At 61.4% G+C, this 25,524-nt stretch carries 21 protein-coding genes; 17 read left to right on the top strand and 4 right to left on the bottom strand.

Translation table 11 applies throughout. The annotated features are described in order from the left end of the window. Nucleotides 1-5: 5 nt before the first annotated feature. Nucleotides 6-1,013, bottom strand: coding sequence for a LacI family DNA-binding transcriptional regulator (locus tag ACT3TP_RS11845; protein ID WP_444620654.1), 1,008 nt, complete (start codon nt 1,011-1,013; stop codon nt 6-8). Nucleotides 1,014-1,352: 339 nt separating this feature from the next. Between ACT3TP_RS11845 and iolC the strand changes: the two genes are divergently transcribed. The 8 genes from iolC (at nt 1,353) to ACT3TP_RS11805 (ending at nt 11,689) form a co-directional block, all read left to right on the top strand. Then, nucleotides 1,353-2,345, top strand: a complete 993-nt coding sequence (iolC, locus tag ACT3TP_RS11840) for a 5-dehydro-2-deoxygluconokinase (protein WP_444620653.1) — start codon at nt 1,353-1,355, stop codon at nt 2,343-2,345. Between the two features lie 2 nt (nt 2,346-2,347). Then, a complete protein-coding gene (locus ACT3TP_RS11835) occupies nt 2,348-3,277 on the top strand; it encodes a Cgl0159 family (beta/alpha)8-fold protein (RefSeq protein WP_444620652.1) in 930 nt (309 codons plus the stop codon). A 30-nt stretch (nt 3,278-3,307) separates the two neighbouring features. Then, on the top strand, nt 3,308-5,236 hold the full coding sequence (gene iolD, locus ACT3TP_RS11830; protein WP_444620667.1) for a 3D-(3,5/4)-trihydroxycyclohexane-1,2-dione acylhydrolase (decyclizing): 1,929 nt from the start codon (nt 3,308-3,310) through the stop codon (nt 5,234-5,236). 56 nt (nt 5,237-5,292) lie between these two features. After that, nucleotides 5,293-6,807, top strand: coding sequence for a CoA-acylating methylmalonate-semialdehyde dehydrogenase (locus ACT3TP_RS11825; RefSeq protein WP_444620651.1), 1,515 nt, complete (start codon nt 5,293-5,295; stop codon nt 6,805-6,807). Between the two features lie 92 nt (nt 6,808-6,899). Continuing rightward, nucleotides 6,900-7,820, top strand: coding sequence for a sugar phosphate isomerase/epimerase family protein (locus tag ACT3TP_RS11820; RefSeq protein WP_105554004.1), 921 nt, complete (start codon nt 6,900-6,902; stop codon nt 7,818-7,820). 54 nt (nt 7,821-7,874) lie between these two features. After that, nucleotides 7,875-8,888 (top strand): Gfo/Idh/MocA family protein, encoded by a 1,014-nt coding sequence (locus ACT3TP_RS11815; RefSeq protein WP_096282780.1) that lies wholly within the window; start codon nt 7,875-7,877, stop codon nt 8,886-8,888. Nucleotides 8,889-8,895: 7 nt separating this feature from the next. Then, entirely contained in the window at nt 8,896-9,780 is an 885-nt protein-coding gene (locus ACT3TP_RS11810; protein ID WP_444620650.1) for a sugar phosphate isomerase/epimerase family protein, read from the top strand. 418 nt (nt 9,781-10,198) lie between these two features. After that, the gene (locus tag ACT3TP_RS11805; protein ID WP_444620649.1) at nt 10,199-11,689 is read left to right on the top strand and encodes a sugar porter family MFS transporter; all 1,491 of its coding nucleotides are present in this window, start codon (nt 10,199-10,201) and stop codon (nt 11,687-11,689) included. A gap of 62 nt (nt 11,690-11,751) precedes the next feature. Here the strand turns inward: ACT3TP_RS11805 and ACT3TP_RS11800 are convergent, their stop codons facing one another. Continuing rightward, nucleotides 11,752-12,753 carry a LacI family DNA-binding transcriptional regulator gene (locus tag ACT3TP_RS11800; RefSeq protein WP_444620648.1) on the bottom strand — a complete coding sequence of 334 codons (1,002 nt, stop codon included), beginning with the start codon at nt 12,751-12,753 and terminating at the stop codon, nt 11,752-11,754. Nucleotides 12,754-12,849: 96 nt separating this feature from the next. Between ACT3TP_RS11800 and ACT3TP_RS11795 the strand changes: the two genes are divergently transcribed. Next, nucleotides 12,850-13,941, top strand: coding sequence for a Gfo/Idh/MocA family oxidoreductase (locus tag ACT3TP_RS11795; protein WP_444620647.1), 1,092 nt, complete (start codon nt 12,850-12,852; stop codon nt 13,939-13,941). Next, nucleotides 13,938-14,732, top strand: a complete 795-nt coding sequence (locus tag ACT3TP_RS11790; RefSeq protein ID WP_444615351.1) for a TIM barrel protein — start codon at nt 13,938-13,940, stop codon at nt 14,730-14,732. Before ACT3TP_RS11795 ends, ACT3TP_RS11790 begins: the two co-directional genes overlap by 4 nt. A 93-nt stretch (nt 14,733-14,825) precedes the next feature. On the opposite strand, the gene iolB is transcribed toward ACT3TP_RS11790, so the two are convergent. Together iolB and ACT3TP_RS11780 are read right to left on the bottom strand one after the other, a co-directional pair. Continuing rightward, on the bottom strand, nt 14,826-15,728 hold the full coding sequence (gene iolB, locus ACT3TP_RS11785) for a 5-deoxy-glucuronate isomerase (RefSeq protein ID WP_444615350.1): 903 nt from the start codon (nt 15,726-15,728) through the stop codon (nt 14,826-14,828). A gap of 32 nt (nt 15,729-15,760) precedes the next feature. Then, nucleotides 15,761-16,501, bottom strand: coding sequence for a GntR family transcriptional regulator (locus ACT3TP_RS11780; protein WP_444615349.1), 741 nt, complete (start codon nt 16,499-16,501; stop codon nt 15,761-15,763). A gap of 360 nt (nt 16,502-16,861) precedes the next feature. Between ACT3TP_RS11780 and ACT3TP_RS11775 the strand changes: the two genes are divergently transcribed. From ACT3TP_RS11775 to ACT3TP_RS11745, 7 genes are all read left to right on the top strand, one after another. Beyond that, nucleotides 16,862-18,070, top strand: coding sequence for a Gfo/Idh/MocA family protein (locus tag ACT3TP_RS11775; RefSeq protein WP_096282995.1), 1,209 nt, complete (start codon nt 16,862-16,864; stop codon nt 18,068-18,070). 5 nt (nt 18,071-18,075) lie between these two features. Further along, nucleotides 18,076-19,089 (top strand): LacI family DNA-binding transcriptional regulator, encoded by a 1,014-nt coding sequence (locus ACT3TP_RS11770; protein WP_096282764.1) that lies wholly within the window; start codon nt 18,076-18,078, stop codon nt 19,087-19,089. A gap of 210 nt (nt 19,090-19,299) precedes the next feature. Further along, entirely contained in the window at nt 19,300-20,295 is a 996-nt protein-coding gene (locus ACT3TP_RS11765) for a substrate-binding domain-containing protein (RefSeq protein ID WP_105553996.1), read from the top strand. A 74-nt stretch (nt 20,296-20,369) separates the two neighbouring features. After that, nucleotides 20,370-21,434, top strand: a complete 1,065-nt coding sequence (locus ACT3TP_RS11760) for an ABC transporter permease (RefSeq protein WP_096282761.1) — start codon at nt 20,370-20,372, stop codon at nt 21,432-21,434. A gap of 18 nt (nt 21,435-21,452) precedes the next feature. Beyond that, entirely contained in the window at nt 21,453-22,346 is an 894-nt protein-coding gene (locus ACT3TP_RS11755) for an ATP-binding cassette domain-containing protein (RefSeq protein WP_096282994.1), read from the top strand. Nucleotides 22,347-22,674: 328 nt separating this feature from the next. After that, nucleotides 22,675-23,736, top strand: coding sequence for a LacI family DNA-binding transcriptional regulator (locus ACT3TP_RS11750; RefSeq protein WP_374955687.1), 1,062 nt, complete (start codon nt 22,675-22,677; stop codon nt 23,734-23,736). 174 nt (nt 23,737-23,910) lie between these two features. Beyond that, nucleotides 23,911-25,524 carry an FGGY-family carbohydrate kinase gene (locus ACT3TP_RS11745; protein ID WP_105650002.1) on the top strand — a complete coding sequence of 538 codons (1,614 nt, stop codon included), beginning with the start codon at nt 23,911-23,913 and terminating at the stop codon, nt 25,522-25,524.

Here is a 25,524-nt window from a genome sequence, read left to right as displayed (position 1 = left end):
ATTATCTAGGCGGTGCGAACTGGGGCGCAGGTGCCGCGCTCAACGAGTGCCGGCTCCAGCGAGACCTGTTGCGCGGCGCGTTCAGGGTCCGCGAGCCGGGAGAGCACCTGCTCGGCCACGTGCATGCCGAGCTCGCGGTTGCGGCTGTCTACGGTGGTCAAGCGGAGCAGGTGCGTGTCGGAGAGCGGCGAGTTGTCGTAGCCGATAATTGACAGATCCTCGGGGACCGAGCGGCCGTTCTCGCGGGCCGAGGCCAGGGCACCCATGGCCATCGAATCATTGCCGGCCAGGATGGCGGTAATTTCCGGGGTTTCGCGTAAAAGCTGCTGGGTGCACTGATAGCCGCTGTCCTCGGTGGTTTGCGGGGTGAGGCTGACGATGCGCTCGTCCAGGTCCGCCGCGCTCATTGCATCCCGGTAGCCATTGCGCCTGAGCATTGATGCGCCTCCGCCGCCACCGATGTGCCCGATGTGCCGATGCCCAAGTGAAATCAGGTATTCGATGGCTCGGCGTGCGCCAAGCCGGTCGTCGCTTGCTGAAATATCCGCTCCGGTCACCTGTGTTGCTCGATTTCCTGCCACGATCACCGGGATCTGGGAGGGGAAGCGCATGGCCGGTGTAGGTTCGGTGGCCAGGACCAGGGCCTCGACGCGGGTGCTGAGAAATCCATCCAGCGGGTCCGACTCCACGTGCGCGTTCAGCGTGCGGTCCGAGACGGCGATGCGCAGTCCGGCATTGCCCAGTCCTTCTTGCAGCCCGCGAAGCAATTCGACAAACCAGACGTTGGTGTAGTCGTCGATCACCACGCCGACGGTCTGGCTGGTGCCGCCGGCCAATGCGGCCGCGGCCTGGCTCGGGCGGTAGTCCAGCTGCTCGATGGCAGTCAGCACCGCGGCGCGGCGTGGTTCGGAGACGCTGGGGGAGCCGCGCAGCACTAGGGATACCAGCGATTTGGAGACACCGGCAGCTTGGGCGACATCGTAGATTGTCGCGCGGCGGCGTTCTAGTGCCATGGTGCCTCCTGGGCTTGGTCCGGGTTCTTGTTAAGAGCCTAGCGTTCCGCCTGCTTCGAATGCGGCAACGTCAGCTTCGGAGCAGGAATTCCAAACTAGTCAGGTCTTAACGTCAGGACATAGTTCTCGAGAAGATCATAAACTTTTGTCGACTTGGCCTGGTTGATATCCGCAGAATTCCACGGTTTTCCACTCGCAGTGTTACTCATGTTGTAAATATGTCAGTACAAACCTTTGACAGAGCTAGATTCATGGTGCAAAGTATTTCTTGTGGCACCGTTCACATCTTCGGCAGCTGGCCGATCCCTGAACTTCTGACTCGAAAGGACGTCGATCTGCGTGACTTACGACGTACTCACCCTCGGACGCATCAGCGTTGACGTCTACCCGAACGACATCGGCGTTTCCCTCGCCGACGTGAACTCCTTCAGCAAGTATCTCGGTGGCTCTGCCACCAACGTCGCTGTGGCAGCTGCCCGGCACGGCCGCGCGGCCGGGGTGATCACCAAAATCGGCGACGACGACTTCGGCACGTTCCTGGAACGCGAATTGGACCGCTACGGCGTGGACCGCGCACAGGTCACCCGCGATGCCAGCTTGCAGACCCCAGTCACCTTTTGCGCCATCATGCCACCAGATGACTTCCCGCTGTACTTCTACGGACGCTTCCCGATGGCACCGGACTGGAATATCAAAAGCAGCGATATCGACCTCGACACGGTCAAGAACTCCAAGATTTTCTGGAGCACCGTCACCGGCTTGAGCCGTGAGCCTTCGCGCACCGCGCAGCTGGAAGCCTACGAGGCCCGCCCGGCCGGTTCGCTGGCCCCAGGGCAGTTCACCATCCTGGATTTGGACTACCGCCCAATGTTCTGGGACTCCGTTGAGCAAGCCCGCGAGCAGGTAGCCCGGGCTCTGCCCTCGGCCACGGTGGCCATCGGCAACGATACCGAATGCTCGGTAGCCGTTGGAGAAGGAACCCCGGATGAGCAGGCCGACCGCCTGCTGGAGGCCGGAGTGCAGATCGCCGTGGTCAAGCTCGGCCCCGACGGCGTCATGGCCAAAACCCGCACCGAACGTGTGGTTTCCGCGCCGGTTCCGGTGCAGACCGCCAACGGACTGGGCGCCGGCGACTCCTTCGGCGGCGCCTTCTGCCACGGCCTGCTCTCCGGTTGGCCGCTGGAGCAGGTCTTGGACTACGCCAATGCCGCTGGGGCGATCGTGGCCTCGAAGGTCGCTTGCTCCGATGCGATGCCGGACCCAGAAGAAGTGAACGCCCTGCTGGCCGAGCGCGGCCGCACCGTACCCGCCTCCCAGAAAGACCTGGTCTAGTTATGAAACAGGCATCCGACCTGCACGTGGACCGCGAAGACCCGCGCCGCTACGAATCCATCACCCGCCAGCGGCTAGAAGACCCGGCAGCGGTGCAGCGCGCCGCCTCGCTGCGCCGGAAGCATGCCGGCCCGGTGCTGGGCCGGCAGAACTTCATCATCGCCGCCGACCACCCGGCCCGCGGGGCGCTATCCGTAGGCAAGCGCGCCACGGCCATGGCCGACCGCCGCGAACTGCTGGACCGGCTGCGGATCGCCTTGCAGAACCCCGCCTGCGATGGGGTCCTGGCCTCGCCGGATATCCTCGATGACCTGCTGCTGCTGGGCGCACTGGAAGGCAAGCTGGTTTTCGGCTCGATGAACCGCGGCGGGCTCGCCGGCCTGGTCAACGAGATTGATGACCGCTTCACCGGGCATAGCGCTGCGGCCCTGGCCGCCTTGGGCGCAGACGGCGGCAAGATGCTCACCCGGATCAGCTACGAGGATCCGGACACCGTGAAAACCCTGGCTGCCACCGCCGATGCCGTCTCCGATTTGGCCCGGCACCAGCTGGTCGCCATGGTCGAACCGTTCATCTCCAAGCGGGCCGAGGGCAAGGTAGTCAACGACCTGCGCCCGGAGGCAGTGATCAAGTCCATGGGCATCGCCTCCGGACTGGGCGAAACCAGCGCCTACACCTGGCTGAAAATCCCCGTGGTCCAGGAAATGGAGCGGGTTATGGCCGCCACCACCCTGCCCACGGTCCTGCTCGGCGGAGATCCCGCAGGCAGTCCCGATAAGGTGTTCGCCTCCTGGCAGGATGCCCTGGCCCTGCCCGGGGTACAGGGACTGACCGTGGGCCGGACCCTGCTGTATCCCGAGGACGGGGATGTGGCCGCCGCCGTGGCCACCGCCGCATCGCTCTTGAACACCACCACTCCTGTACGCAGCTGAGAAGGACAAAGCTCGATGACTACACGCAGAATGACCGTTGCTCAGGCGGTCGTAGAATTCCTGGGACGACAGTACACGGTGGACAACATCGGTGGAGCTGCCTATCGAGAGCGCCTGATTCCAGGAATGTTCGGCATCTTCGGCCACGGCAATGTCGCCGGGGTGGGGCAGGCCCTGAAGCAATGGCAGCTCAAAGACCCGAGCCTCATGCCGTACTACCAAGGTCGCAACGAGCAGGCGCAGTCGCATCAGGCGGTGGCCTATGCCCGGCATACCCGTCGCCGCGCCACCTATGCGGTCTCCACCTCCATCGGGCCTGGCTCCTCCAACCTGCTCACCGGTGCCGCGCTGGCCACCGCTAACCGTTTGCCGGTATTGCTCTTGCCCAGCGATACCTTCGCCACCCGTGCCGCCGATCCAGTACTCCAGCAACTGGAAATGCCGCACGGCTACGACATCACCGTTAATGATGCCTTCCGCCCGCTATCCAAGTACTTTGACCGGGTCACCCGGCCGGAGCAGTTGGCCAGCGCACTGCACCACGGTCTGCGCGTGCTCACCGATCCTGCCGAAACTGGCGCGGTGACCATCTCCTTGCCGCAGGACGTCCAGGCCGAGGCCTTTGATTTCCCGGAAGAGTTTTTTGCCGAACGCGACTGGAAGATCCGCCGCCCGGCCCCGGAAACAGAAGACATAGCCCAGGCTGCGCAGCTGATTCGTGCTGCCAAGCGCCCGTTGATCGTTGCCGGTGGCGGAGTGCTCTATGCCTATGCGACCGAGGAGCTTGCGGCCTTCGCTGAGGCCACCGGAATTCCGGTGGGTAATACCCAAGCCGGCGTTGGCTCCCTGCCTTGGGACTCGAAGTATTCGCTAGGAGCCATTGGTTCCACCGGTACTTCTGCGGCCAACGCGTTGGCCGCAGAAGCGGATCTGATCATCGGTATTGGTACCCGTTATGAGGACTTCACCACGGCCAGCCGTACGGCCTTCCAAAACCCCGGAGCGAAGTTCGTAAATATCAACGTTGCCGCACTTGATGCGTACAAGCACGCCACCGTGCTGCCGATCGTCGCGGATGCTCGCAAGGCGCTCATTGCCCTGCGCGAAGCGCTCACCGGGTATCGGGTGGAAGGCGCTCTTGAGGTGTTCACCGCCCAAGAGAAACAACGTTGGGATGCGACCGTGGATGAGGCATTCGCCGAAAGGCTCAGCCCGCTAGTCAGCCAGAATGCCATTATCGGCGCAACCAACCAGGCCATGGATCCCCGCGACGTTGTAGTGTGCGCGGCCGGATCTTTGCCCGGAGACCTGCATAAGATGTGGCGGGTTTCGGACCCCTTCGGATATCACGTCGAATACGGCTTCTCCTGCATGGGTTACGAAATCGCCGGTGGGCTGGGACTGAAGCGTGCGGTGCTTGCGGAGACCGCGCGCGGCGCGGAAAACCGTGACGTAGTGGTCATGGTCGGCGACGGCTCCTATCTGATGATGCACACCGAACTGGTCACCGCAGTGGCCGAGGGGATCAAATTGATCACGGTGCTCATCCAGAACCACGGTTATGCCTCCATCGGGTCGCTCTCCGAATCATTGGGATCCCAGCGTTTCGGCACCAAATACCGTGCACTGGACACCCAAACGCACTCCTTCGACGAGGGGCAAACGCTGCCAATCGATTTGGCGCTGAACGCCGAATCATTAGGAGTCAAGGTCATAAGAATCGCCCCCGGAGATCGGGCCATCGAGGACCTGGCGGCCGCCATCGCCACTGCAAAGGCAGCGCCGGAAGGATCCGGCCCAATCCTCATCCATATTGAATCGGATCTCTACGCCGATGCGCCTTCCAGTCAGTCTTGGTGGGACGTGCCGGTCAGTGAAACATCCGAGCTGGATTCCACGACGAAGGCCCGTGAAGTCTACGAAAGCCACAAGGAGCGGCAGAAGCCTTATCTAGGCTGAATCGCCGCACGTTATCGCCGGCCCAACACTTTTTCGCTACTAGACGAGAGCTAATCATGAGCACAACTGCCACCGAAATTACCGACATCAAGCACTTCATCAACGGACAGCCAACCGCGGGCAGCGGAACCGCCACCCAGCCGGTTTACAACCCGGCAACCGGCGAAATTACCGGTCAGCTGCATCTGGCTAGCCCCGAAGACCTGGCCCAGACCGTGGCAGCGGCCCACGCCGCCGCCGACAGCTGGGGCGAAGTCTCCATCGTCAAGCGCACCAAGGTCATGTTCCGCTTCCAGCAACTGCTCACCGAACACACCGATGACCTGGCCCGCTTGGTAACCAGCGAGCACGGCAAGGTACTCTCGGACGCGGCCGGCGAAGTAGCCCGCGGTATCGAGGTCGTGGAATACGCCGCCGGAATCTCCCAGTCACTCAAGGGGGAATACTCGGACCAGGTATCCACCGGCATAGACGTCTTCTCATTCCGCCAGCCACTAGGCGTAGTTGCCGGAATTACCCCGTTCAACTTCCCGGTCATGGTTCCCTTGTGGATGGCGCCAGTTGCCATCGCCACCGGCAATGCCTTCATCCTCAAGCCTTCCGAGCGTGATCCGTCGGCTGCGCTGTTGATTGCGGAGCTCTTCAAGCAGGCGGGGCTTCCCGACGGAGTATTCCAGGTGCTGCATGGCGGCAAGGAAACTGTAGATGGTTTGCTGTCCCACCCAGATGTGGACGGAATTTCATTTGTCGGGTCAACACCCATTGCCAAGTACGTACACGAGACCGCAACCAAGTACGGAAAGCGCGTCCAGGCATTGGGCGGTGCCAAGAACCACGCGGTCATCATGCCGGATGCAGATATGGAGCAGGCTGCAGACCATATCAATGCTGCGGCATTCGGCTCGGCAGGCCAGCGTTGCATGGCGATCTCCGTGGCCGTGGCCGTTGGCGAGGCCGCTGACATCCTCGTGGACAAGCTAGCCGAACGAGCCCGTGGCGTGAACGTCTCCCACGGCTTTGACGAAAAAGCAGATATGGGACCGGTCATCACACCGGCATCAAAGACTCGCCTGCAGAAGATTGTTGGCGAGGCCGAACATGCCGGTGCCGCCCTGATCTTGGATGGTCGAGACCTAGTGGTCAAGGACCATGAAAACGGGTTCTTCGTTGGCCCGACCATCTTGGACCGGGTGAACCGAGAAATGAGTGCCTACACCGAGGAAATTTTCGGCCCGGTACTCGTGGTGCTTCGCGTTGATTCCTTGGATGAAGCCATCGACGTGGTGAACTCCAACCCATATGGTAACGGCACCGCAATCTTCACCTCCTCGGGTTCGCACGCTCGCAACTACACCCGACGTATTCATGTGGGCATGGTCGGGGTAAACGTTCCGCTCCCGGTACCGGTGGCATGGCACTCATTTGGTGGTTGGAAGAATTCACTATTTGGCGAGCACCACATTTATGGACCGGACGGTGTGCGTTTCTACACCCGCGGCAAGGCAGTCACGCAGCGGTGGCCGGAGCCGGCACAGCTGTCCACCGCATCGTACAGCTTCCCCTCAAACTAGGTTCCTGCACTGCAACTAATTTCCATCGTGCCGATGCCGGCCAGTAATCAGTCGGCATCGGCAATGAGCATCGAAAGATTCTGGTACATGCCATGGCACAGAACATCACCATTGGAACTGCCCCCGACTCCTGGGGCGTCTGGTTTGCCGATGACCCCAAGCAGACACCCTGGCAGCGCTTCCTCGACGAGGTAGCCGAGGCCGGCTACAAAACCATCGAGCTGGGTCCCTACGGGTACCTGCCTACCGACCCCGCCCAGCTGGCCGATGAGCTGGCCGCCCGCGACCTGAACGTCTGCGCCGGCACCGTCTTCACCGCCTTCCACCGCGGCATCGACGGCAGTGCCAGCGCCTGGGAGCAAGCCTGGGAGCCAGCCCGAAAGGTGGCCGAGCTGACCGCCGCCATGGGCGGGGAGCATATTGTGGTGATCCCGGCCATGTGGCGCGATGACGTCACCGGGCAAGCCGTCGAATCCGGCACACTGGATGCCGCGGCCTGGGACTCGCTGGCCCAGGGCCATGACCGGTTGGGCAAGATCCTGCAGGAAGAATTTGGCCTGAAACAGCAGTTCCACTCCCACGCCGACTCGCATGTCTGCGGCCAGAGCGATATCGAGAAGTTCCTTGAGCTCACCGACCCGCAGTTCACCACCCTGTGCCTGGATACCGGGCATGCCGAATACGGTGGGGCGTCCAGCGTGGATCTGATCCGCCGCTTCCCGGAGCGCATCGGCTACCTGCATCTGAAGCAGATCAACCCGGACATCTTGGCCACGGTGCGCGCGCAGGACCTGACCTGGGCCGCGGCCAACCTCGCCGGGGTCATGTGCGAACCGCCATCGGGCCTGCCTGACCTCAATGAGGTCTTGGCGGAAGTGGAGAAGCTGGGCCGCCCGATCTTCGGCATTGTCGAACAGGACATGTACCCGGTCGCCGACTTCACGGTGCCGCTGCCCATCGCCACCCGCACGCGCGACTACCTGCTCAGCTGCGGCTCGCACACCCGCGTCTAGGCCAACTTGCCTAACTCAAACCAGGACCACCAAAAAATCTTGAAAGGACTCATCGTGCCAGAAATCCTGCGCGTCGCCGTCGTCGGAGCCGGACGCATGGGCGCCGACCACATCCAGCGCATCCACCACCGCATCTCCGGCGCCAAGCTGGCGGCCGTTGTCGATATTGACACCGACCGGGTCAACGCTGCCATCGCAGACATCCCGGGCGCCAAGGGCTACACCGACCTGCCCGCGGCGCTCGCCGACGGCGAGGTCAACGCCGTACTGCTGGCGACCCCCGGTTTCTTGCACCACGATGCGCTGCTGACGGTGCTTGCTGCCGATATTCCGGTGCTGTGCGAAAAGCCGCTGACCCCGGATGCCGCTTCCTCATGGGAGATTGTCGAGGCGGAGGCCAGACTGGGCCGCAAGCGCATCCAGGTGGGCTTCATGCGCCGCTTTGACGCCGAGTACCGGCAGCTGCGCCAGCTGATCGAGGACGAGAGCCTGGGTGAATTGCTGGTGCTGCACCACCAGCACCGCAACCCATCCACCCCGGAAGGCTTCACCAATGAGATGCTGATCAACGACTCGGTGGTCCACGAGTTCGATGCCATTCGCTACTTCACCGGCGCAGAGATCACCTCGGTGCAGGTGCGCTTGGGCAAAGCCACCCGCAATGCACCCAACGGCCAGCATGACCCACAGCATGTGCTGCTGGAAACTTCTGCCGGAGTGCTCGCCGACGTGGAGATCTACGTCAACGCGAAGTTCGGCTACGAGGTGGCGACCCAGGCATCCTTTGAAGATGGCATCGTGTCCATCGGCAATGACGCCGGACCGTATGTGCGTACCGCCGGGCAGTGGGGCGGCAAGGTCACCCCGGGCTTCGAGGAGCGTTTCGGCGCCGCCTACGACACCGAAATCCAGTCGTGGGTTGACGCCGCGCTGCGCGGGGAATTGGGCGGGCCGAGCGCCTGGGACGGCTACGCCACCGCGGCGTGCTGCGAGGCTGGAGTCGAGGCCCAGCGCACCGGCGAAAAGGTGGCAGTCAAGCTGAACAGCAAGCCGGATCTCTACAGCTAGGGGCATCATGAAATACGCATTGGACCCGACCCCGTTCCATTCCACGCACTCGCTGCTCCAGTTCCCGGAACTGGCAGCGGAGCTGGGCTATGACTGCATACAGCTGACCCCGCATGCGGATATGATTCCGTTCTTCACGCACCCCAAGGCCGACGATGACCTGGTCGCGCAACTCGCGGCCCGGTGCAAGGCCGCCGGGGTGGGGATCGCTTCGGTGCTTCCGGTGCTGCGCTGGTCCTCGCCCGAGGAGAATTTGCGCCAGGCCGCGGTGTGCTATTGGAAGCGCGCCATCCAGATCGCCGTGGATTTGGGCGTGAACCAGATGAACACGGAATTCTCCGGATGGCCGGAACGCGCCGAGGAGTCCGAGGCCGCGTTCTACCGTTCCATGGAGGAGCTGGTGCCGATCATTGAGCGCGAGGGCATTAACGTGGCCATTGACCCGCATCCGGATGATTTCGTCGAAGAGGGCTTGGCTGCTTGGCGGGTAATCCGCGGGGTGAATTCGCCGAATCTGTCCTTCGTCTACGTCGCCTCTCATTCCTTCCATATGAAGGATGAACCGCTGGAAATCATGCAGAACGTGGGGGAGAGGCTGCGGGTGGTGCATGTGTCTGACACGATGAACCATCATGCCTCGCACGGGTTGCGCTACATCACCAATCCGCCGGGCAATCCGGTGCGCGTGCACCAGCACCTGAAGCTTGGTGATGGGGACGTGGACTGGGATGGATTCTTCTCCGGTCTCGTGGCCAACGGTTTTGCCGACCGCGAGGAGAGCGTCATGGTCTCCAGCGTATTTGCCGAGAACGAGAACGCCGTCGAGGTCTCCAAATTCCAGTTGGAGCAGATGCGCAGCCGTGTAGCTTCCGCCCAAGCTGCGCGTTCCTAGCAAATCAGGCAACGCCGAGTTGAGTTGCCGGATGACGAAAGCCGAACCCTTGCGGGTTCGGCTTTCGTCATCCGGCCCGGGAGTCATCCTGTGCACAGGACGGCTCGAGAAGAGCTCGCAGAATTCCAGATTGATTTGTGCGTACAGTCTCGGGAACTAGCGGTCGGCAGGGCCGGTGCGGCAAGAAAAACGGCATTTGTCAGGACTTAATAGCCAATAATGCTTGCCCGCTAAACACTGATGACGTATTGTCCTTACATGGGGGCTGTGAAGCCCATCACTTTCAGTTATCGGCAAGGAACCAGAATGATGCGAATTGGTTCCAGTCGAACCGAGTGGAGGAAGCCGGATCGCAGTCGATCCGATGGATGGCCCAAGGCCAGTAATGCTTTCACCCGGGCAATCCAAAGGAGTTCCCATGTCTAGTGCGCAGCAAGCTTCTGCAGAGTCAAGCCTGCCGCCCCTCACCGCGGGGCCTCATGTTAAGCGACTCGGTTTGATCTCCATCATCGCCTGTTTTGGCGGATTGCTTTTCGGATACGACACCGGTGTTGCCAATGGCGCCGAAGGTCCCATGGCAGCGGAACTCGGCCTGAACCTTCTGCAAGTTGGCGTGGTGATCAGCTCACTGGTCTTCGCCGCCGCGTTCGGAGCGCTCATCGGCGGACAAATTGCCGATGTATGGGGTCGGCGCAAGACCATCATCTTGCTGGCAGTCCTGTTCTTTGCCGGAACCTTGCTCGTAGTCTTCTCGCCTGCCGGCCCGGAAGCGGGAACTTTCTCGCCACTGGGTTTTGGTGTTTTGATCGCCGGACGCATCATGCTCGGATTGGCCGTGGGTGGCGCATCCACGGTCGTGCCGATCTACTTGGCCGAATTGGCCCCGTATGAAATTCGCGGATCCATCACCGGACGCAATGAGCTGGCCATTGTCTCGGGTCAGTTGGCCGCCTTCGTGATGAACGCGATCATTGGAACCGTCCTGGGTGGAACCGTGGATGGCGTCTGGCGCATCATGTTCGCAATTTGCGCACTGCCAGCGCTGGCGTTGTTCTTCGGCATGCTGCGCATGCCTGAATCTCCGCGCTGGCTCGTGGAAAAGCGCCGCTATGCCGAGGCGCTGCGAGTGCTCAAGACAGTGCGTTCGCCTGAGCGTGCACTGGCCGAAGTCCACGAGATCGAGATCGTTGCCGACGAGGAAAAGCGGAACAACAAGCCGGTGGGCATCAAGGCCGTGCTGAAAAACAAGTGGTTGCTGCGCATCGTCGCCGTCGGCATCGGCGTTTCCATGACTCAGCAGCTCACCGGCATCAACTCGATCATGTACTACGGAACACGCGTGCTGGAAGAGTCCGGCATGTCAGAGCAGCAGGCAGTCCTGGCGAATATCGCCTTCGGCGTGGTTGCCGTGATTGGCGGCATCATCGCCCTGCGCAATATGGACCGTATGGACCGCCGCAAGACCTTCCTGATCGGCTTGGCGCTGACCACCACCTGCCACCTGCTGGTAGCCATCGCGGGCATGCTGCTGCCGGTCGGCAGCCCTATCCGACCAGTGGTGATCCTGATCTTGGTGGTTGCCTTCGTGATGTCCATGCAGACATTCCTCAACGTGGCTGTCTGGGTGTGGCTGGCTGAAGTCTTCCCGCTGCATATGCGTGGGCTGGGAATTGGCATCTCGGTGTTCTTCGGGTGGGCCACCAACGGTGTGCTGGCGCTGTTCTTCCCCTCTTTGGTCTCCGGTGTCGGAATTACCGGATCTTTCTTCATCTTCGCAGGCATCGGTGTGCTGGCGCTGATCTTCGTGGCCACCCAGGTTCCCGAAACCCGCGGACGCTCACTGGAAGCCCTGGAAGAGGACGTCTCCACAGGAGCGATCTACCAAGTCAAGCCGGCGGTCAACGCCTAAGGCACGACCATTCGCTGAGCTAGTGAGCCCAGCCCCGCCACTTGGCAGGGCTGGGCCCACCGCTATGCCCGGCGCTGTCCGGTACTGCCGCGCACCACCAGCTGCGGCGCATGGGTGCTGGATGCTCCCGGGGAATTCAGGGCTGCCTGCATGGCGGCCTGAGCCAGGGCTGCGACATCTTGGCGAACGCTGGTCAGATCGGCATGCGCAAGCCTGGCGAATTCGCTGTCGTCATATCCGGCAAGGCAGATCTGCTCGGGAACCTGCAGGCCCGCAAGATCTATGGCTTGCCGGGCGCCGAGCGCCGCGCGGTCATTAAAGGCCAGTACCGCCGTGGCGCGTTCGGCCTGGGGCGTTTTCTCCAGATACTCGCGCAGGACCGCAAAAGCGGTCGCCTCGTCAGGACCCGCTGGAAGGATCTGGCCGCTGGCGTTGGCGCGGGCAGCGGATTCGATGAAGGCATCTCTCCGCTGTTTCGCCGAGACGGCGGAGCCGCCATCCAGATGCAGCAGCCGAGTGTGGCCGCGCTGCACCAAATGGCTGACGACTTGTTCAACGCCGGCAGCCTCGTCGGTAATGACCGAGGGGATGCCTTTGACCTTGCGCAGCAGGCTGATGACGGGAAGCTGCTTGGACACCTGGACCAGCTGCGCGGCTGGCAGTTCGGGGAACACCCCGATCACCGCCTCGACGCCGGCATCGATGAGGGTGTTGAGCACACGGCGTTCATCTCGGTGTCTGCCGGTGGCGCCCAGAATGATTTCAAATCCGCTCTGGTCCGCCTGCGCGTATAAAGCATCTGCCAGCTCCGCGTGCAGCGGCTCTCCCAGCGCCAGGGCCAGGCCAAGCGTTCTGCTGCGGCTGCTGCGCAGCGACCGTGCGCGCGAGTCCGGGCGGTAGCCCAAATCCGCGGCGGCCTGCTTGACCCGGGCCCGGGATTCTCCGCTGGCGCCCTCAGCCTCGCGCAGCACGATCGAGGCCAGTGCTACCGAGACCCCTGAGGCGCGGGCGACGTCGGCCAACGTAGGGCGTTTGGCGGGGCGTGGCGCAGATGCATGCGGCATTGGTGGAACTTTCTTCTAGAACGTTATAGACACCTGCTATCCAGTGTGCCATGATTTTCCTGAACACTTTATCTAGAACGTTCTAGGAGACGCTCCATGGCTTACCAATCCCTGCCAGAAAATTCCGCACGGCCACTGCGCATTGCGGTCATCGGCACCGGGTGGATCGGCGCATTTCACGCCCGCACTGTGGCACAGCACCTGCCAGATGCACAACTGCACGTCGTGGCAGATCCGGCACCAGGCCGCGCCGCCGAACTGGCCGCAGAACTGGGTTGCACGAACTACACCGAAGACATTGCGGACGTGTTTGCCGACGAAACCGTGGACGCTGTGGTCATCGGCGCGCCTTCAAGCTTCCATGCCGGCTTGATCGCCCAGGCCGCCGCGGCGGGAAAGCATATCTTCTGCGAAAAGCCGGCAGCGCACGCGCTGTCAGATCTCGACACCGCCTTGAAAGCCGTGGAAGATTCCGAAGTGCTGCTGCAGATCGGTTTCAACCGGCGCTTCTCCCGCGACTTCGCTGCCGTGGCAGAACAGGTGTATTCCGGTGCAATCGGCACCCCTCAGCTGCTGCGGTCGCTGACCCGCGATCCTGAAGTTGCAGGTGGGTTGCCCAACGTGGCGAAGATCCGCTCGCACGTGATCTTCACCGAAACCCTGATCCACGATTTTGACACCTTGAACTGGTTGAACCCGGGTGCTGAGGTTGTAGAAGTCCATGTCATGGCGGATGCCTTGGTGGCGCCAGAGCACCGGGATTCCGGTTTGCTGGATACCGCCGTGGTGAGCCTGCGCTACTCCAACGGTGCGATCGCTGTGGCCGAGGCGAACTTCTCGGCAAGCTACGGCTACGACGTGCGCGGAGAAGTCTTTGGTTCAAAGGGCATGGTGCAGGCAGGGAATCCAGTGCAGCTGGCAGCGGCCAGCTTTGACAGCGCGGGCGCCCATGCACCAACCGAACGACTGAACATCAAGCTGTTTGCCCAGGCCTACCGCGAGCAGCTCTCGATCTTCGCTCGCAAGATCCGTGGCCTGCGCGATGGTTCGGCCGATGCGGCCCTGGAGGTCCCGACCGGCGCGGACGCACGCGCGGCGCTGCGCGTGGCACTGGCGGCCTTGGAATCCTCGGAAACCGGCCTGCCGGTGAAGCTGGAATCGGCCACCCGGCTTGCGGTGAACGCATGAGTGCGCAGCTGGCGGTCTGCGCCGAAATGGTCTTCCTGGACCTTCCGCTGATCGACCGGGTCAAGCGCCTTGACGAGGCCGGTTTTGAAATTGAACTCTGGGATATCAGAGACAAAGACCTTCCGGCTTTGGCGGCCACCGGTGCCCGCTTCGGCTCCATGACAGGCTACAGCGAAGGGAGCCTCTGCGATCCGGGCAGCGCGCACGAAGTGGTTCGCACCGCCAAGGAATTGATTCCGGCCGCCCGGGAGCTGGGCATCAACCGGCTGGTGGTGCATCCGGCTCAGCTCATTGACGGGCAGGCCGCCACCCCACGTTTTCGGGCTACCGGAGACATGTGGCTCACCGCAGCGCGAACTCTGGAGGAGCTGGGCCGGATCGGGGAAGAACACCAGGTCACCTTCATGCTGGAGAACTTGAACACGATTCTGGATCACCCGGGCATCCCGCTGGGACGCGCCAAGGACACGATGTCTCTGGTCAAGGCCGTGGGACACCCGAACGTGAAGATGATGCTTGATCTGTACCACGCTCAAATTGGCGAGGGGAACCTCATCGAACTGGTGCGTTCGGCACTGCCGCATATCGGAGAAATCCAGGTCGCAGACGTTCCCGGGCGTTGCGAGCCGGGCACCGGGGAAATCAACTACCTGGCTGTTGCCCAAGCTCTGGCGGATCTGGATTACTCTGGCCCGATCGGCATGGAAGCCTATGCCAGCGCAGATTCCAATGCTGCCATCGCAGCCTTTGCCCAGGCTTTTGAACCGCTGGCCAGGCCCGTGGCGCGCTAGGGGATCTTATACCGGGCGGAGGATTGAGAGTTAAAGCCCAGCGGCGGCAGCAGGGGATCCTGCTGCCGCCGCTGGGCTTTGCAACCCGGGTGGCTACGCGCCGGCTCCGAAGGGCAATCGCGGATCCATGCTCTGCGAATCCCAAGTCTGGCGGATCCAGCCATGGTGGGGATCATCGCTGATCAGCCAATCGCGCACGCGTCCCGGGCCGGCCATGACGTTCAGATAGTAAAGGTCATAACCCGGTCCCGCCATGGCTGGACCATGCCAGCCGTAGGGGACCAAGACAACGTCCCCGGTGCGGACTTCGGCATTAACGTCAATGGGGCGTTCATCCGAGGCATAAACGCGCGCATAGCCGATGGGATCGGTGGCCGCTTCGGCGGGCATGCCCTGGGCTAGTTGCGTCTCGAAGTAATAGATTTCCTCGAGGCTGGTCTCGCCTTCCTTCTCCTGATCATGCTTATGCGGTGGATAGGAAGACCAGTTGCCTGCCGGAGTAATGACTTCGCAGACGATGAAACGGTCTGCTTCCAGTGCGGCCGGGGTGCCGAAGTTGTGGACCTGGCGGGAGCAGTTTCCTGCTCCGCGCAGCTCCACCGGAGTCTCTTCTGCCTTGATCAGGCGGGTTGGGTAGGACTGCTTGGCCGGGGCCAGCGCTACGGCGACCCGGCCCCCCTCGGCTGAGCTGATGGACAGCGCTGTGTTGATGCCGGTGTAGAGGGCATCAGCTGGTCCGGCAAAGACTGATTCGCGACCGCTGAGAACATATTCTTTGCCTGCGATAGCGACGTTGAATGATGCGCCGCTGAGCGGGACGACAATGCGTTCTTCGGCGGTGGCCGCCAGTTCGACTGTTTGACCGGGAGCCAGCTCGGCTACCTTGAGCCCGGTGTGGGCCCAGCCCTCGATGGAAGCGGTCGAGTCATGGGCGCCGAGCGAGATGCTCCAGTCTCCGTTGGCGGCGGAACCTGCAGGGTAAATCCAATCGGTCATCAGTCATTCCTTTCGACGGCGGTGCCAGGTGCCTAGCGTTGCACCAAGGTCATTTCAAAGCTGTAGGCATCAGCGCGATAAACGTGGGCACCGGTCTCCACGTTGCGCCCGGTGTCATCCACGGCAGTGCGCTGCATGGTCACCAGGGCCGAACCTGCCGCCGTGTCCAAGGCCTTGGCTTGGATATCGTCGGCGGTGGTCGCCCCGATGCGCTGCTGGGCCAGCCGGAAGTTGACCCCTGCTTCACGCAGAAGCTCGTACAGGCCATGTGCTTGCAGGGACTTTTCATCCAGCTCAACAATGTCGTCGCGAACCCAGTTCTCCATCAGTGCCAGTGGGCTTCCGCTGGCAGAACGCAGCCGGGTGAAGTGGTAAACGCAGACATCCTTGGGCAGTGAGAGAAGTTCCTGGATCTCCGTTGGAGCTGGAATATGTTCAAAGCTGAGCAAGCTGGTAGAAGGCTTCTTTCCGGCGCGCTCAAGGTCATCATTCAGGCTGGATAGTTCAAGGTGCCGCCGGATCTGGCTGGAAACAACCTGCGTTCCCACACCGCGCTTGCGCACCAGAAGGCCGGACTGGACGAGGTCGTCCATGGCCTTGCGAATGGTGGGGCGTGAAAGCCGCAGTCGCTGGGCGAGCTCGATCTCATTTTCCAGTCGAGTGCCCGAGGTCAGCGAACCGTCGCGGATCGCGCCCTCGATGCCTTGCGCTACCTGGTGGTAGAGGGGAACCGGTGAAGATCGGTCGATCTTGATGCTCAGGGGTGTGCTCACAGTTGCTCCTTGCCGGCGACCTTGTCTGGTTATGTCGCTTTGACAGGACAAACTCTATATGAAAGTTCATGATTTGGGCATCTCTTGGCTGGATATCTTCGCGATCCATGGCTTTTTCGCTGCGCGGTGATGAAGGCCAAACGCTTGGCCAAGCGTTGCTTTGGACCTGAAATGCGATCGCGACAAGGGGATTTGGACAATAAAGTTCGCTTGTCCAATTGTCCTGACAAAAATTCTGCCGAATTTCATTGCCCAAGGCTTCGAGCGGAACATATGGTTTTTGGAACGGTCCAAGACTTGGAACAAGCCGCGGCGGCCGCAGGGAATCACGGCGTGAAGCGCCACAGACAGGAGAAAATCATGAACGAACAGCGCAGCATCGGCGTGGGGCTGATCTCGGTGGGTTGGATGGGCAAGCTGCACGCTCGCGCCTACAGCTCAGTGCCCTATGTCTATCCAGAGTTGGGAATCAAGCCAAGGCTGGTCGCAGCCGCGGATACCGAGCAGTCACGAGTCGACTTCGCGATCTCGACGCTGGGCTTTGAACGCGGAACGCTGGACTACCACCAGGTGCTCGCAGATCCCGAAGTGGATGTCGTCTCGATTTGCGCACCGAACTTCCTGCACGCCGAAATGGCGATCGCCGCAGCTGGGGCCGGTAAGCACTTCTGGATCGAAAAGCCCGCTGGTCGAAGCCTGGCCGAAACGCAGGCTATCGAGCAAGCCGCCATCCGCAACGGCGTAGTCACCTCCATCGGCTTCAACTACCGCCATGCGCCAGCTATAGAACGAGCGCGCCAGCTGGTGCGCGAGGGCCGGTTGGGATCCATCACCAATGTCCGCGCCAGCTTCCTTGCCGGATATGCGGCAGACCCCCGTGCGGCTCTGTCGTGGCGCTTCAACCGGGAACTTGCCGGCAGCGGCGTGCTCGCTGACCTGTTCAGCCATGCAGCAGATCTATGCAGCCATGTTGTCGGCCCCATCCGGAGCATTTCCGCATCAACCAACGTCATGATCCCATCCCGGCCGAAACTGTCCATGGGCCAGGGCACGCACTTCGACCTGATCGAAGGCGGTGAGCAAGGTGAAGTCGAGAATGAGGACTACGCCGCCGCGTTGCTGCGTTTCAGCCCAGAAGGCGTGGCGGGCCGCGCCATCGGAACTATTGAGGCATCCCGAGTGGCCGTGGGTCCGCAGTGCGGCTATCGACTCGAAGTCTACGGCACGGAAGGTTCGGTCAAGTGGGATTTTGAACGCTTGAATGAACTGGAGGTCGTGCTCGGTCGAGACAATGACGAACAGGGATTCACGACGGTCATTGGCTCGCCAAAACATGGCGAATACTCCCGGTTCCAGCCTGGCCCGGGGAATGCGATGGGCTTTGACGACCTCAAGACCATCGAGGCTAAGAAGTTCCTGCTGGCTGTCTGCGGTGGCGAGAAAGCGAACTCCACCATCGCCGATGCGGTGGCCGCGGCCGCACTGGTGGAAGCGGCCGAAGCATCTGCCGCAAGCGGCACATGGCAGGCGCTGGATGAGTCGGTGCGCGCTGCGAATGTGCAATACTGACCGCCATGCCTGACTCGCCGCGCCGCCGCCCCACGATCCGAGACGTCGCCAAGCGGGCCGGGGTCTCCAAATCATTGGTGTCCCTGGTGCTCTCGGATCCGAGCAGGGTCAGTTCGCTGCGGCGTTCGCTGGTCGAGGACTCCATCCGCGAGTTGGGCTATCAGCCCAACCTGGCGGCTCGCTCGCTGGTTGCCGCGAACCGGCATGCCATTGGTGTCGTCCTAGGGGAACTGCATAATCCCTGGGTTCTGACCGTCGCGGAAGTGGTTCGCGAACAGTTGCAAGCAGTGGGGTGTGACGTGCTGTTCAGTGCGGCCGCGATCCACGATGGTCTGGGTGTTGGCCCCGCGGAATTGCAGGCCCTGCGCGATTTGCGGGTCAGTGGAATCCTCGTCGTTGGATCAGCCGATGATGCAGCCAGCTTCGAAGCCGCGTTGGGTGAGACTCCCGCGGTATTTGTGGGCAGCGGGCGTCAGGCGCAATCAAATACTGCTGCGGTTTCAGTAGATGATGAGCAGGGCTTTGGCTTGGTGATTGACCACTTGGTTCACTGCGGGAATGAGCGGATCACCCATATCGCCGGTGGCGCTGGGCCGGTTTCGGCGGTGCGCGAAGCTGCCTATCATCGGGCGATGCTGCGCCATGGGTTGCGCCAGCAAGTGCAGGTGGTGGAAGCCGGACCAACGGTTCAGGCCGGCTATGAAGCCGTGGTGCGGTTGCTGGCCTCGGGGGCACGGCCTGAAGCGCTGGCCTGTTTCAATGATCTTTCCGCATTTGGCGCGCTGCAGGCTCTTGATGAGGCTGGCTTGTCTGCGGCGGTGACTGGCTACGACAATATTTCTCTATCGTCGCTGGGGAGAATCTCGTTGACCAGCGTCGACTCGGATTCGCAAGACCTCGGTCGCAGCAGCGTGCGGCTGCTTCTCCAGTTGATGCGGAATCCGGACGGAAAATTTGCACGTCAATTGATGATTCCGCCACGGCTTATCGTGCGTTCTTCATCCCTTCCGCGCCGTTGAACCAGGAGGAAGCAGCACCTGGCTTCGCCTGTTGAAGGTCGCAAAGTTCTCGTCTTCACATCCTCATGTCTTTACAAAGTCTTGACGGATCGCTTTTTGTCGCGCAGACTTTAGACATCTTGTGATTCAAGTCACGGAAATCTTGTTAAGGCGGCCCGCTCCAGGGGACTATCGGGGTGCGTCGACGTAGCCCTGAAGGGGAAAACGAATATGGGAAAGCCAACTTGGCGCAAACTCGCAATCACACTCGCCATCATTCCAGCCCTGGGATTGGCGGCTTGCTCATCAACGGGCGGGCGTGCACCAGAACCGGAAAGCAGTGCGGGCGGTGGGGCTGTTGCGGCCACCGATCGCATCAAAGTCGCAGTGATCACCCATGCGGCTCCGGGGGATACCTTCTGGGACATCATCCGCAAGGGTGCCGAAGAAGCTGCGGCCAAGGACAACGTTGACCTGCAGTACTTGAGCGACCCCGATGGCGGGCGCCAATCCCAGCTGATTGAGCAGGCCATTGACCAGGGAGTGGACGGCATTGCCGTAACCCTGGCTAAGCCGGACGCCATGGCCGGAGCGCTGAAAAAGGCCACGGACGCAGGAATTCCCATCGTCAGCCTGAACGCCGGCGAAGACCGCTTTAAGGACATCGGCGCGTTCGCCCACTTCGGGTCCAATGAGCAGCTCGCAGGCCAGGCTGCCGGCGAAAAGCTGAAGGATTCGGGCATCAAGAAGCCGATATGCGTCATCCAGGAACAGGGGCACGTTGGCCTTGAAGCCCGCTGCGCCGGCGTGAAGAAAGTTGTCCCAGGCACCGAAATCCTCTACGTGCAGGGCACTGACATGACCCAGGTCGAGTCAACAGCAACTGCCAAGCTCCAAGCGGACAAGCAAGCCGATGCAATCATCGGGCTGGGCGCGCCATTTACCATGACGCTGATCAAAGCCAAGGCTACGGCCAACTCAAAGGTCGAGGTAGCCTCCTTCGACATGAACTCGCAACTAGTCCAAGAAATCACCAAGGGCAACGTGCTGTTCACCGTTGACCAGCAGCCATGGTTGCAGGGCTACATGGCAGTTGATGCGCTGTGGCAGAACCACCGCGGTGGCTTCACGATCGGCGGTGGACAGGCGACTCTGACCGGCCCGGCCATCGTTGACAAGACCGTGGCCGAAAAGATCACCAGTTTCGCCGAAGAAGGCGTCCGCTAGCAACGATCCTCGGTGCGCGCCGAGCCTGCCGGTAGCGGCGAGCCGGCGCGCAGCCAGGACATGGAGGAAAACTCATGTCTTCAACAACAGCCTCACCCACGCATAAGAAACCATCCCTCACCCAAGACGAACGCGTTGGCAAGAAAAGCACGCTGTCAATTCTCCTGGGACGTCCGGAGATCGGTGCCCTCGTGGGCGCCGTCGCCCTGTTCATCTTCTTCGCCATCGTTGCACCGGTCTTCTTGAGTCCCGCGTCCTTGGCCACCGTCCTCTACGGCGCTTCAACCATCGGCATTATGGCCGTTGGAGTGTCCTTGCTGATGATCGGTGGCGAGTTCGACCTGTCCACAGGTGTGGCAGTGATTTCCTCGGCACTCAGCGCGTCGTTGATCAGCTGGTACTTCGGGCTCAACGTCTGGGTCGGCATCGCCCTGGCTCTGGTCGTCTCACTGCTGATCGGGTTCATCAATGGAATCATCCTGATCAAGACCAAACTGCCATCCTTCATCGTGACGCTGGCCAGTTTCTTGATGCTCACGGGCCTGAATCTGGGCCTGACGCGCGCCATTGGCGGATCGGTGTCCTCGCCATCCATTGCAGACATGGAAGGATTCCAGAGCGCCAAGGCGGTTTTCGCCTCTTCGGTGAATATCGGTGGGATCGACGTCAAGATCACCGTGTTCATTTGGCTAGCCTTGGTGATCATCGCTTCGTGGGTCTTGCTGCAAACAAAGATTGGCAACTGGATCTTCGCCATTGGCGGGGACGAGAAAGCCGCCCGCGCCGTCGGCGTCCCCGTGGTCCGCACCAAAATCGGGCTTTTCATGGCCGTCGGATTCTGTGGCTGGGTACTGGGCATGCACAACCTGTTCGCCTTCGACTCCGTGCAGTCAGGCGAAGGCATCGGCAATGAATTCCTCTACATCATTGCTGCGGTGATCGGCGGCTGCCTGCTCACAGGTGGTTACGGATCAGCCATTGGCGGGGCCATCGGGGCATTCATATTCGGCATGGCAAACAAGGGCATTGTGTACGCAGAGTGGAACCCGGACTGGTTCAAGTTCTTCCTGGGCTTGATGCTGCTGCTGGCCACGGTTGTGAACATCGTCGTGAAGAAGCGCGCGGAATCCAGTAAATAGGAAGCCAAGGACATGAACATGAAAACTCGAAAGAACAAGAAGGCCGAAGAGCTGCTGCAGAAGCTCGAACCCAAGACCAATGACAACCTGCTCACGCTCAAAGGTGTAGGCAAGCACTACGGAAGCATTATCGCGTTGCGCGGTGTTGACATGGAAGTCGATCCGGGAAGGGTCACCTGCGTACTGGGCGATAATGGTGCGGGCAAGTCCACGTTGATCAAGATCATCGCCGGTCTGCACCAGCATGATGAGGGCGAGTTCACGCTTCACGGGTCAGCCATCAAGCTCAAGAGCCCGCGAGTCGCCTTGGACGCTGGGATCGCCGCGGTATATCAGGATTTGGCGGTCGTCCCGCTGATGCCCATCTGGCGCAACTTCTTCCTTGGCTCGGAACTGACTACCGGCGTAGGTCCCTTCAAAAAGCTTGATGTGCAGCGGATGAAGCAGATCACCAAGCAGGAACTGGCCGATATGGGTATCGATCTGCGTGATGTGGAACAGCCCATCGGGCAGCTTTCCGGTGGCGAACGACAGTGCGTGGCCATCGCCAGAGCCGTGTATTTCGGTGCGAAGGTGCTGATCTTGGACGAGCCCACGGCTGCTCTGGGTGTTAAGCAGTCTGGTGTGGTGCTGCGCTACATTCTCCAGGCCAGGGACCGCGGGCTGGGGGTCATCTTCATTACGCATAACCCGCACCACGCCTATCCGGTCGGCGACTCATTCCTGCTGCTCAAGCGTGGCCGCGCTATTGGCTACTATTCCAAATCGGAAATTACCGTGGAAGAGTTGACCGCCCAGATGGCCGGCGGTGCTGAACTGGCCGAGCTGGCACATGAGCTGGAACAGCTCGGTGGCCACGACGAGGAGTTGGCCGAAGCCGAGGCAGGTGCTGGACCTCAGGTTGCTCGATAGTTGCGAGCCAATTGCCAAGGTGGTGGCCACTTCGGTCTTGAAGTGGCCACCACCTTGTGCTCTTGCCGACGCCTTTTAATGCGTGCCTCGAGTACTTCTGGTTCTGTACAGGGGGACCGGGAAAGGCATATTTGACTAAATGTCTCAACCATTACGAGTCAAGAAACTGAAGATGCTCGAGTTGCGAGAATGAAGCATTGAACCAGATGAAACCTAGGTCTGATTCCTTCACGGAACATATATTCCTATCGTAGAATATAAATTTCGATGCTCCAGTCGATCCGAGTTCAGAGAGGCTGCTCCGGCCCGCGGGTTAGTGTTTGCAATAATGGCGGATGTGAATACATTCAAGCCTGAAGATGGCAACGCATCGGATCGACCGCCCTCGATGGCGGACGTGGCAGCCGTCGCCGGGGTCTCCCACCAAACCGTGTCGCGCGTATTGAATGATCACCCAAATGTCCGCGAAGGCACGCGAGTGCGAGTGCTGGAGGCCATCAAGGAGCTCGGTTATCGGCGCAACCTTGCCGCGCGCGCCCTGGCCACGGCGCAGACGCGCACCATCGGCATCCTGACCATCGGCAGCGAATTCTTTGGGCCGCAGTCCACCGTGCTCGCGGTGGAAGCCGCTGCTCGCGCACAGGGATATTTTGTCACCATGACCTCCATGGATAGTTATGACTTTGGCGGTGCGGTCACGGCCCTGAACCACCTCACCGACCAGAGCGTGGACGGCGTGGTGGTGGTCGCCCCGCATGACAAGGTCACCGCCGCGATTGACGACCTGAAGCTGAAAGTGCCGGTGGTGGTGGTAGCCGCACGGACCGATGTTCCGGCGGGGGATCCGGTGCACTACGTTTATGTCGATCAGCGCGACGGCGCTCGACAGGCGACGGAGCATTTGCTCTCCTTGGGGCACCGAAAGATCGTCCATGTTTCAGGCCCATCCGGTTGGTTTGATGCCACGGAGCGGAATATCGGTTGGCGTGAAGCCATGGCCGCAGCAGGCTATGACGCGGTGGAGTTCCCGGCGGAATCCTGGCTGGCCCCCAGCGGTTATGCCGCGGGGGTCAGCCTCGCACCTCGGGTGAAGGCCGGGGAAATAACCGCCGTCTTTGCCTCCAACGACTATTTGGCCATCGGGCTGCTGCGGGCGTTCTGGGAGGCCGGCCTGAGCGTGCCGGAGGACGTATCGGTGGTTGGCTTTGATGACCTGCAGATCGCCGAGTTCTACATCCCGAAGCTCACCACGGTGCGCCAGCCCTTTGCCGACGTGGGTCGCGCCGCGCTAACCGAGCTGCTCGGTGGCGAACGAGGGCTGCAGGAGCCGCGCATGATCGCGCCCACCATGGTCGTCCGAGCCAGTACCGCCCCACCACCGCGAAACTGAGTTCAGCCCAATCGACAGGTAGCTAATCTTCGTCATGTGTTGCGCATCGCATTTTGTTAGCGCTAACATAATGTAAATGTTCCGACCGAACCCTGTGATCTCTTCTTCCGAAGAACAGCGGTGCGGCGACGCGACGATAGCCACCTGCCGTGCGGGTGCGAGGACGGAGAATCCATGACTGGCCAGCAAGCAGGTTTGTCCGCGCCCGAGGTGATTGGTTCGGGGCAGGCAGTTCTGGGGATCGAATTTGGTTCAACGAATATCAAGGCTAGTCTCATCGGTCCCAACCACGAGCAACTCGCCACCGGCAACCACGGGTGGGAAAACCAGTTCGTGGATCGACGCTGGACCTATTCCCGCGAAGCAATGATTGCGGGTCTGCAGAGCTGCTTTGCGGATCTGCTGGTTGATACCCAGCACCAATATGGAGTGCGCCCCACTGCCTTTGCGGCCATTGGCGTCTCGGCGATGATGCACGGCTACCTCGCCTTTGATAAATCCGATGAACTGCTAGTTCCCTTCCGCACCTGGCGCAATACCTCGACCGAACAGGCCTCCAATCAGCTCAGCGAGGCCTTTGGCTACAACATCCCACTGCGTTGGTCGGTTGCGCACTACTATCAGGCGCTGCTGGATCACGAAGAACACGTAGGCGCGGTCTCAAGCTTGAATACCCTGGCCGGGTTCATCCATCATCAGCTCACCGGGCGCCGGGTGCTCGGTGCTGGTGACGCCTCGGGAATGTTCCCACTGGACAGCGCCGACCTCGGTTACGACAAGGCTTTTATAGAGACTTTTGACCGGTTGGCGAAGCCATTGGGAGCTGCAGGTTCGCTGGAGCAGCTCTTGCCGGAGGTCCTTGCCGCTGGAACCGAGGCCGGCAGCCTGACTGAGGCCGGAGCACTTTTGCTTGACCCCACCGGGCAGCTGCAGCCGGGAGCGATCTGCTGCCCGCCGGAAGGGGACGCAGGCACCGGAATGGTTGCTACCAACTCCGTAGCGCAACGCACCGCGAACGTCTCGGTGGGAACCTCCATCTTTGCGATGGTTGTCCTCGATGCCCCGCTGCGTGAAGTGCACCCCGAAATTGACATCGTCACCACTCCCACCGGAGATCCGGTGGCCATGGTGCACTGCAATAACGGTGCCAGTGAACTAGCCAGCTGGGCCGCGCTTTTCGGCCAGTTTGCCCAGGGGCTAGGACATGAAGCCTCCACGAATCAGGTCTACCAGACGCTGCTTGCCGCGGCACTGGACGGTGCAGCGGACGGCGGTGGACTGCTCGCCTACAACTACCTGTCTGGAGAACCGGTGACCGGGCTGCCCGAGGGGCGCCCACTGCTGGTACGCACCCCGGATTCAACGTTTAACCTCGCGAATCTGATGCGCACTCAGGTGTATTCGGTATTCGCCACGCTGAGCTTGGGCATGGAAATCCTCGCCGGCGAGGGCGTGAAAATCCATAAGCTGTTCGCCCATGGCGGCATCTTCCGGACCGCGCAGGCAGCGCAGCGGCTCCTGGCGGCGGCGCTTAATGTCCCGGTATCGGTAGGCAGCACCGCGGAACATGGCGGTGCCTGGGGAATTGCGGTGTTGGCAGCCTACCGGCACCGCGTCGCGACGAACTCGGCAGCCAGCCTCGCGGAGTACCTGAATTCGCAGGTTTTCGCGAACGCCGAATTGCAGGAGCTGGCCCCGCAGCAGCAGGACGTGGCCGGATACGCACAATACCTGCGCGCCTATCAGGCCGGTCTGGACATCGAACGCGCGGCCATCACGGCCATCTAA

The organism is Glutamicibacter sp. AOP38-B1-38 (assembly GCF_052377485.1).
Lineage (GTDB): Bacteria > Actinomycetota > Actinomycetes > Actinomycetales > Micrococcaceae > Glutamicibacter.
Note: the sequence above shows the minus strand (reverse complement) of the source record. Positions and strands in the feature narration are given on the sequence as shown.

Coding starts and splice junctions, on each gene's coding strand:
- ACT3TP_RS11845 (WP_444620654.1), bottom strand. CDS start 1,013: ATGGCACTAGAACGCCGCCGCGCGACAATCTACGATGTCGCCCAAGCT.
- ACT3TP_RS11835 (WP_444620652.1), top strand. CDS start 2,348: ATGAAACAGGCATCCGACCTGCACGTGGACCGCGAAGACCCGCGCCGC.
- iolD (WP_444620667.1), top strand. CDS start 3,308: ATGACCGTTGCTCAGGCGGTCGTAGAATTCCTGGGACGACAGTACACG.
- ACT3TP_RS11825 (WP_444620651.1), top strand. CDS start 5,293: ATGAGCACAACTGCCACCGAAATTACCGACATCAAGCACTTCATCAAC.
- ACT3TP_RS11820 (WP_105554004.1), top strand. CDS start 6,900: ATGGCACAGAACATCACCATTGGAACTGCCCCCGACTCCTGGGGCGTC.
- ACT3TP_RS11810 (WP_444620650.1), top strand. CDS start 8,896: ATGAAATACGCATTGGACCCGACCCCGTTCCATTCCACGCACTCGCTG.
- ACT3TP_RS11805 (WP_444620649.1), top strand. CDS start 10,199: ATGTCTAGTGCGCAGCAAGCTTCTGCAGAGTCAAGCCTGCCGCCCCTC.
- ACT3TP_RS11800 (WP_444620648.1), bottom strand. CDS start 12,753: ATGCCGCATGCATCTGCGCCACGCCCCGCCAAACGCCCTACGTTGGCC.
- ACT3TP_RS11795 (WP_444620647.1), top strand. CDS start 12,850: ATGGCTTACCAATCCCTGCCAGAAAATTCCGCACGGCCACTGCGCATT.
- ACT3TP_RS11790 (WP_444615351.1), top strand. CDS start 13,938: ATGAGTGCGCAGCTGGCGGTCTGCGCCGAAATGGTCTTCCTGGACCTT.
- iolB (WP_444615350.1), bottom strand. CDS start 15,728: ATGACCGATTGGATTTACCCTGCAGGTTCCGCCGCCAACGGAGACTGG.
- ACT3TP_RS11775 (WP_096282995.1), top strand. CDS start 16,862: ATGAACGAACAGCGCAGCATCGGCGTGGGGCTGATCTCGGTGGGTTGG.
- ACT3TP_RS11770 (WP_096282764.1), top strand. CDS start 18,076: ATGCCTGACTCGCCGCGCCGCCGCCCCACGATCCGAGACGTCGCCAAG.
- ACT3TP_RS11765 (WP_105553996.1), top strand. CDS start 19,300: ATGGGAAAGCCAACTTGGCGCAAACTCGCAATCACACTCGCCATCATT.
- ACT3TP_RS11760 (WP_096282761.1), top strand. CDS start 20,370: ATGTCTTCAACAACAGCCTCACCCACGCATAAGAAACCATCCCTCACC.
- ACT3TP_RS11755 (WP_096282994.1), top strand. CDS start 21,453: ATGAAAACTCGAAAGAACAAGAAGGCCGAAGAGCTGCTGCAGAAGCTC.
- ACT3TP_RS11750 (WP_374955687.1), top strand. CDS start 22,675: ATGGCGGATGTGAATACATTCAAGCCTGAAGATGGCAACGCATCGGAT.
- ACT3TP_RS11745 (WP_105650002.1), top strand. CDS start 23,911: ATGACTGGCCAGCAAGCAGGTTTGTCCGCGCCCGAGGTGATTGGTTCG.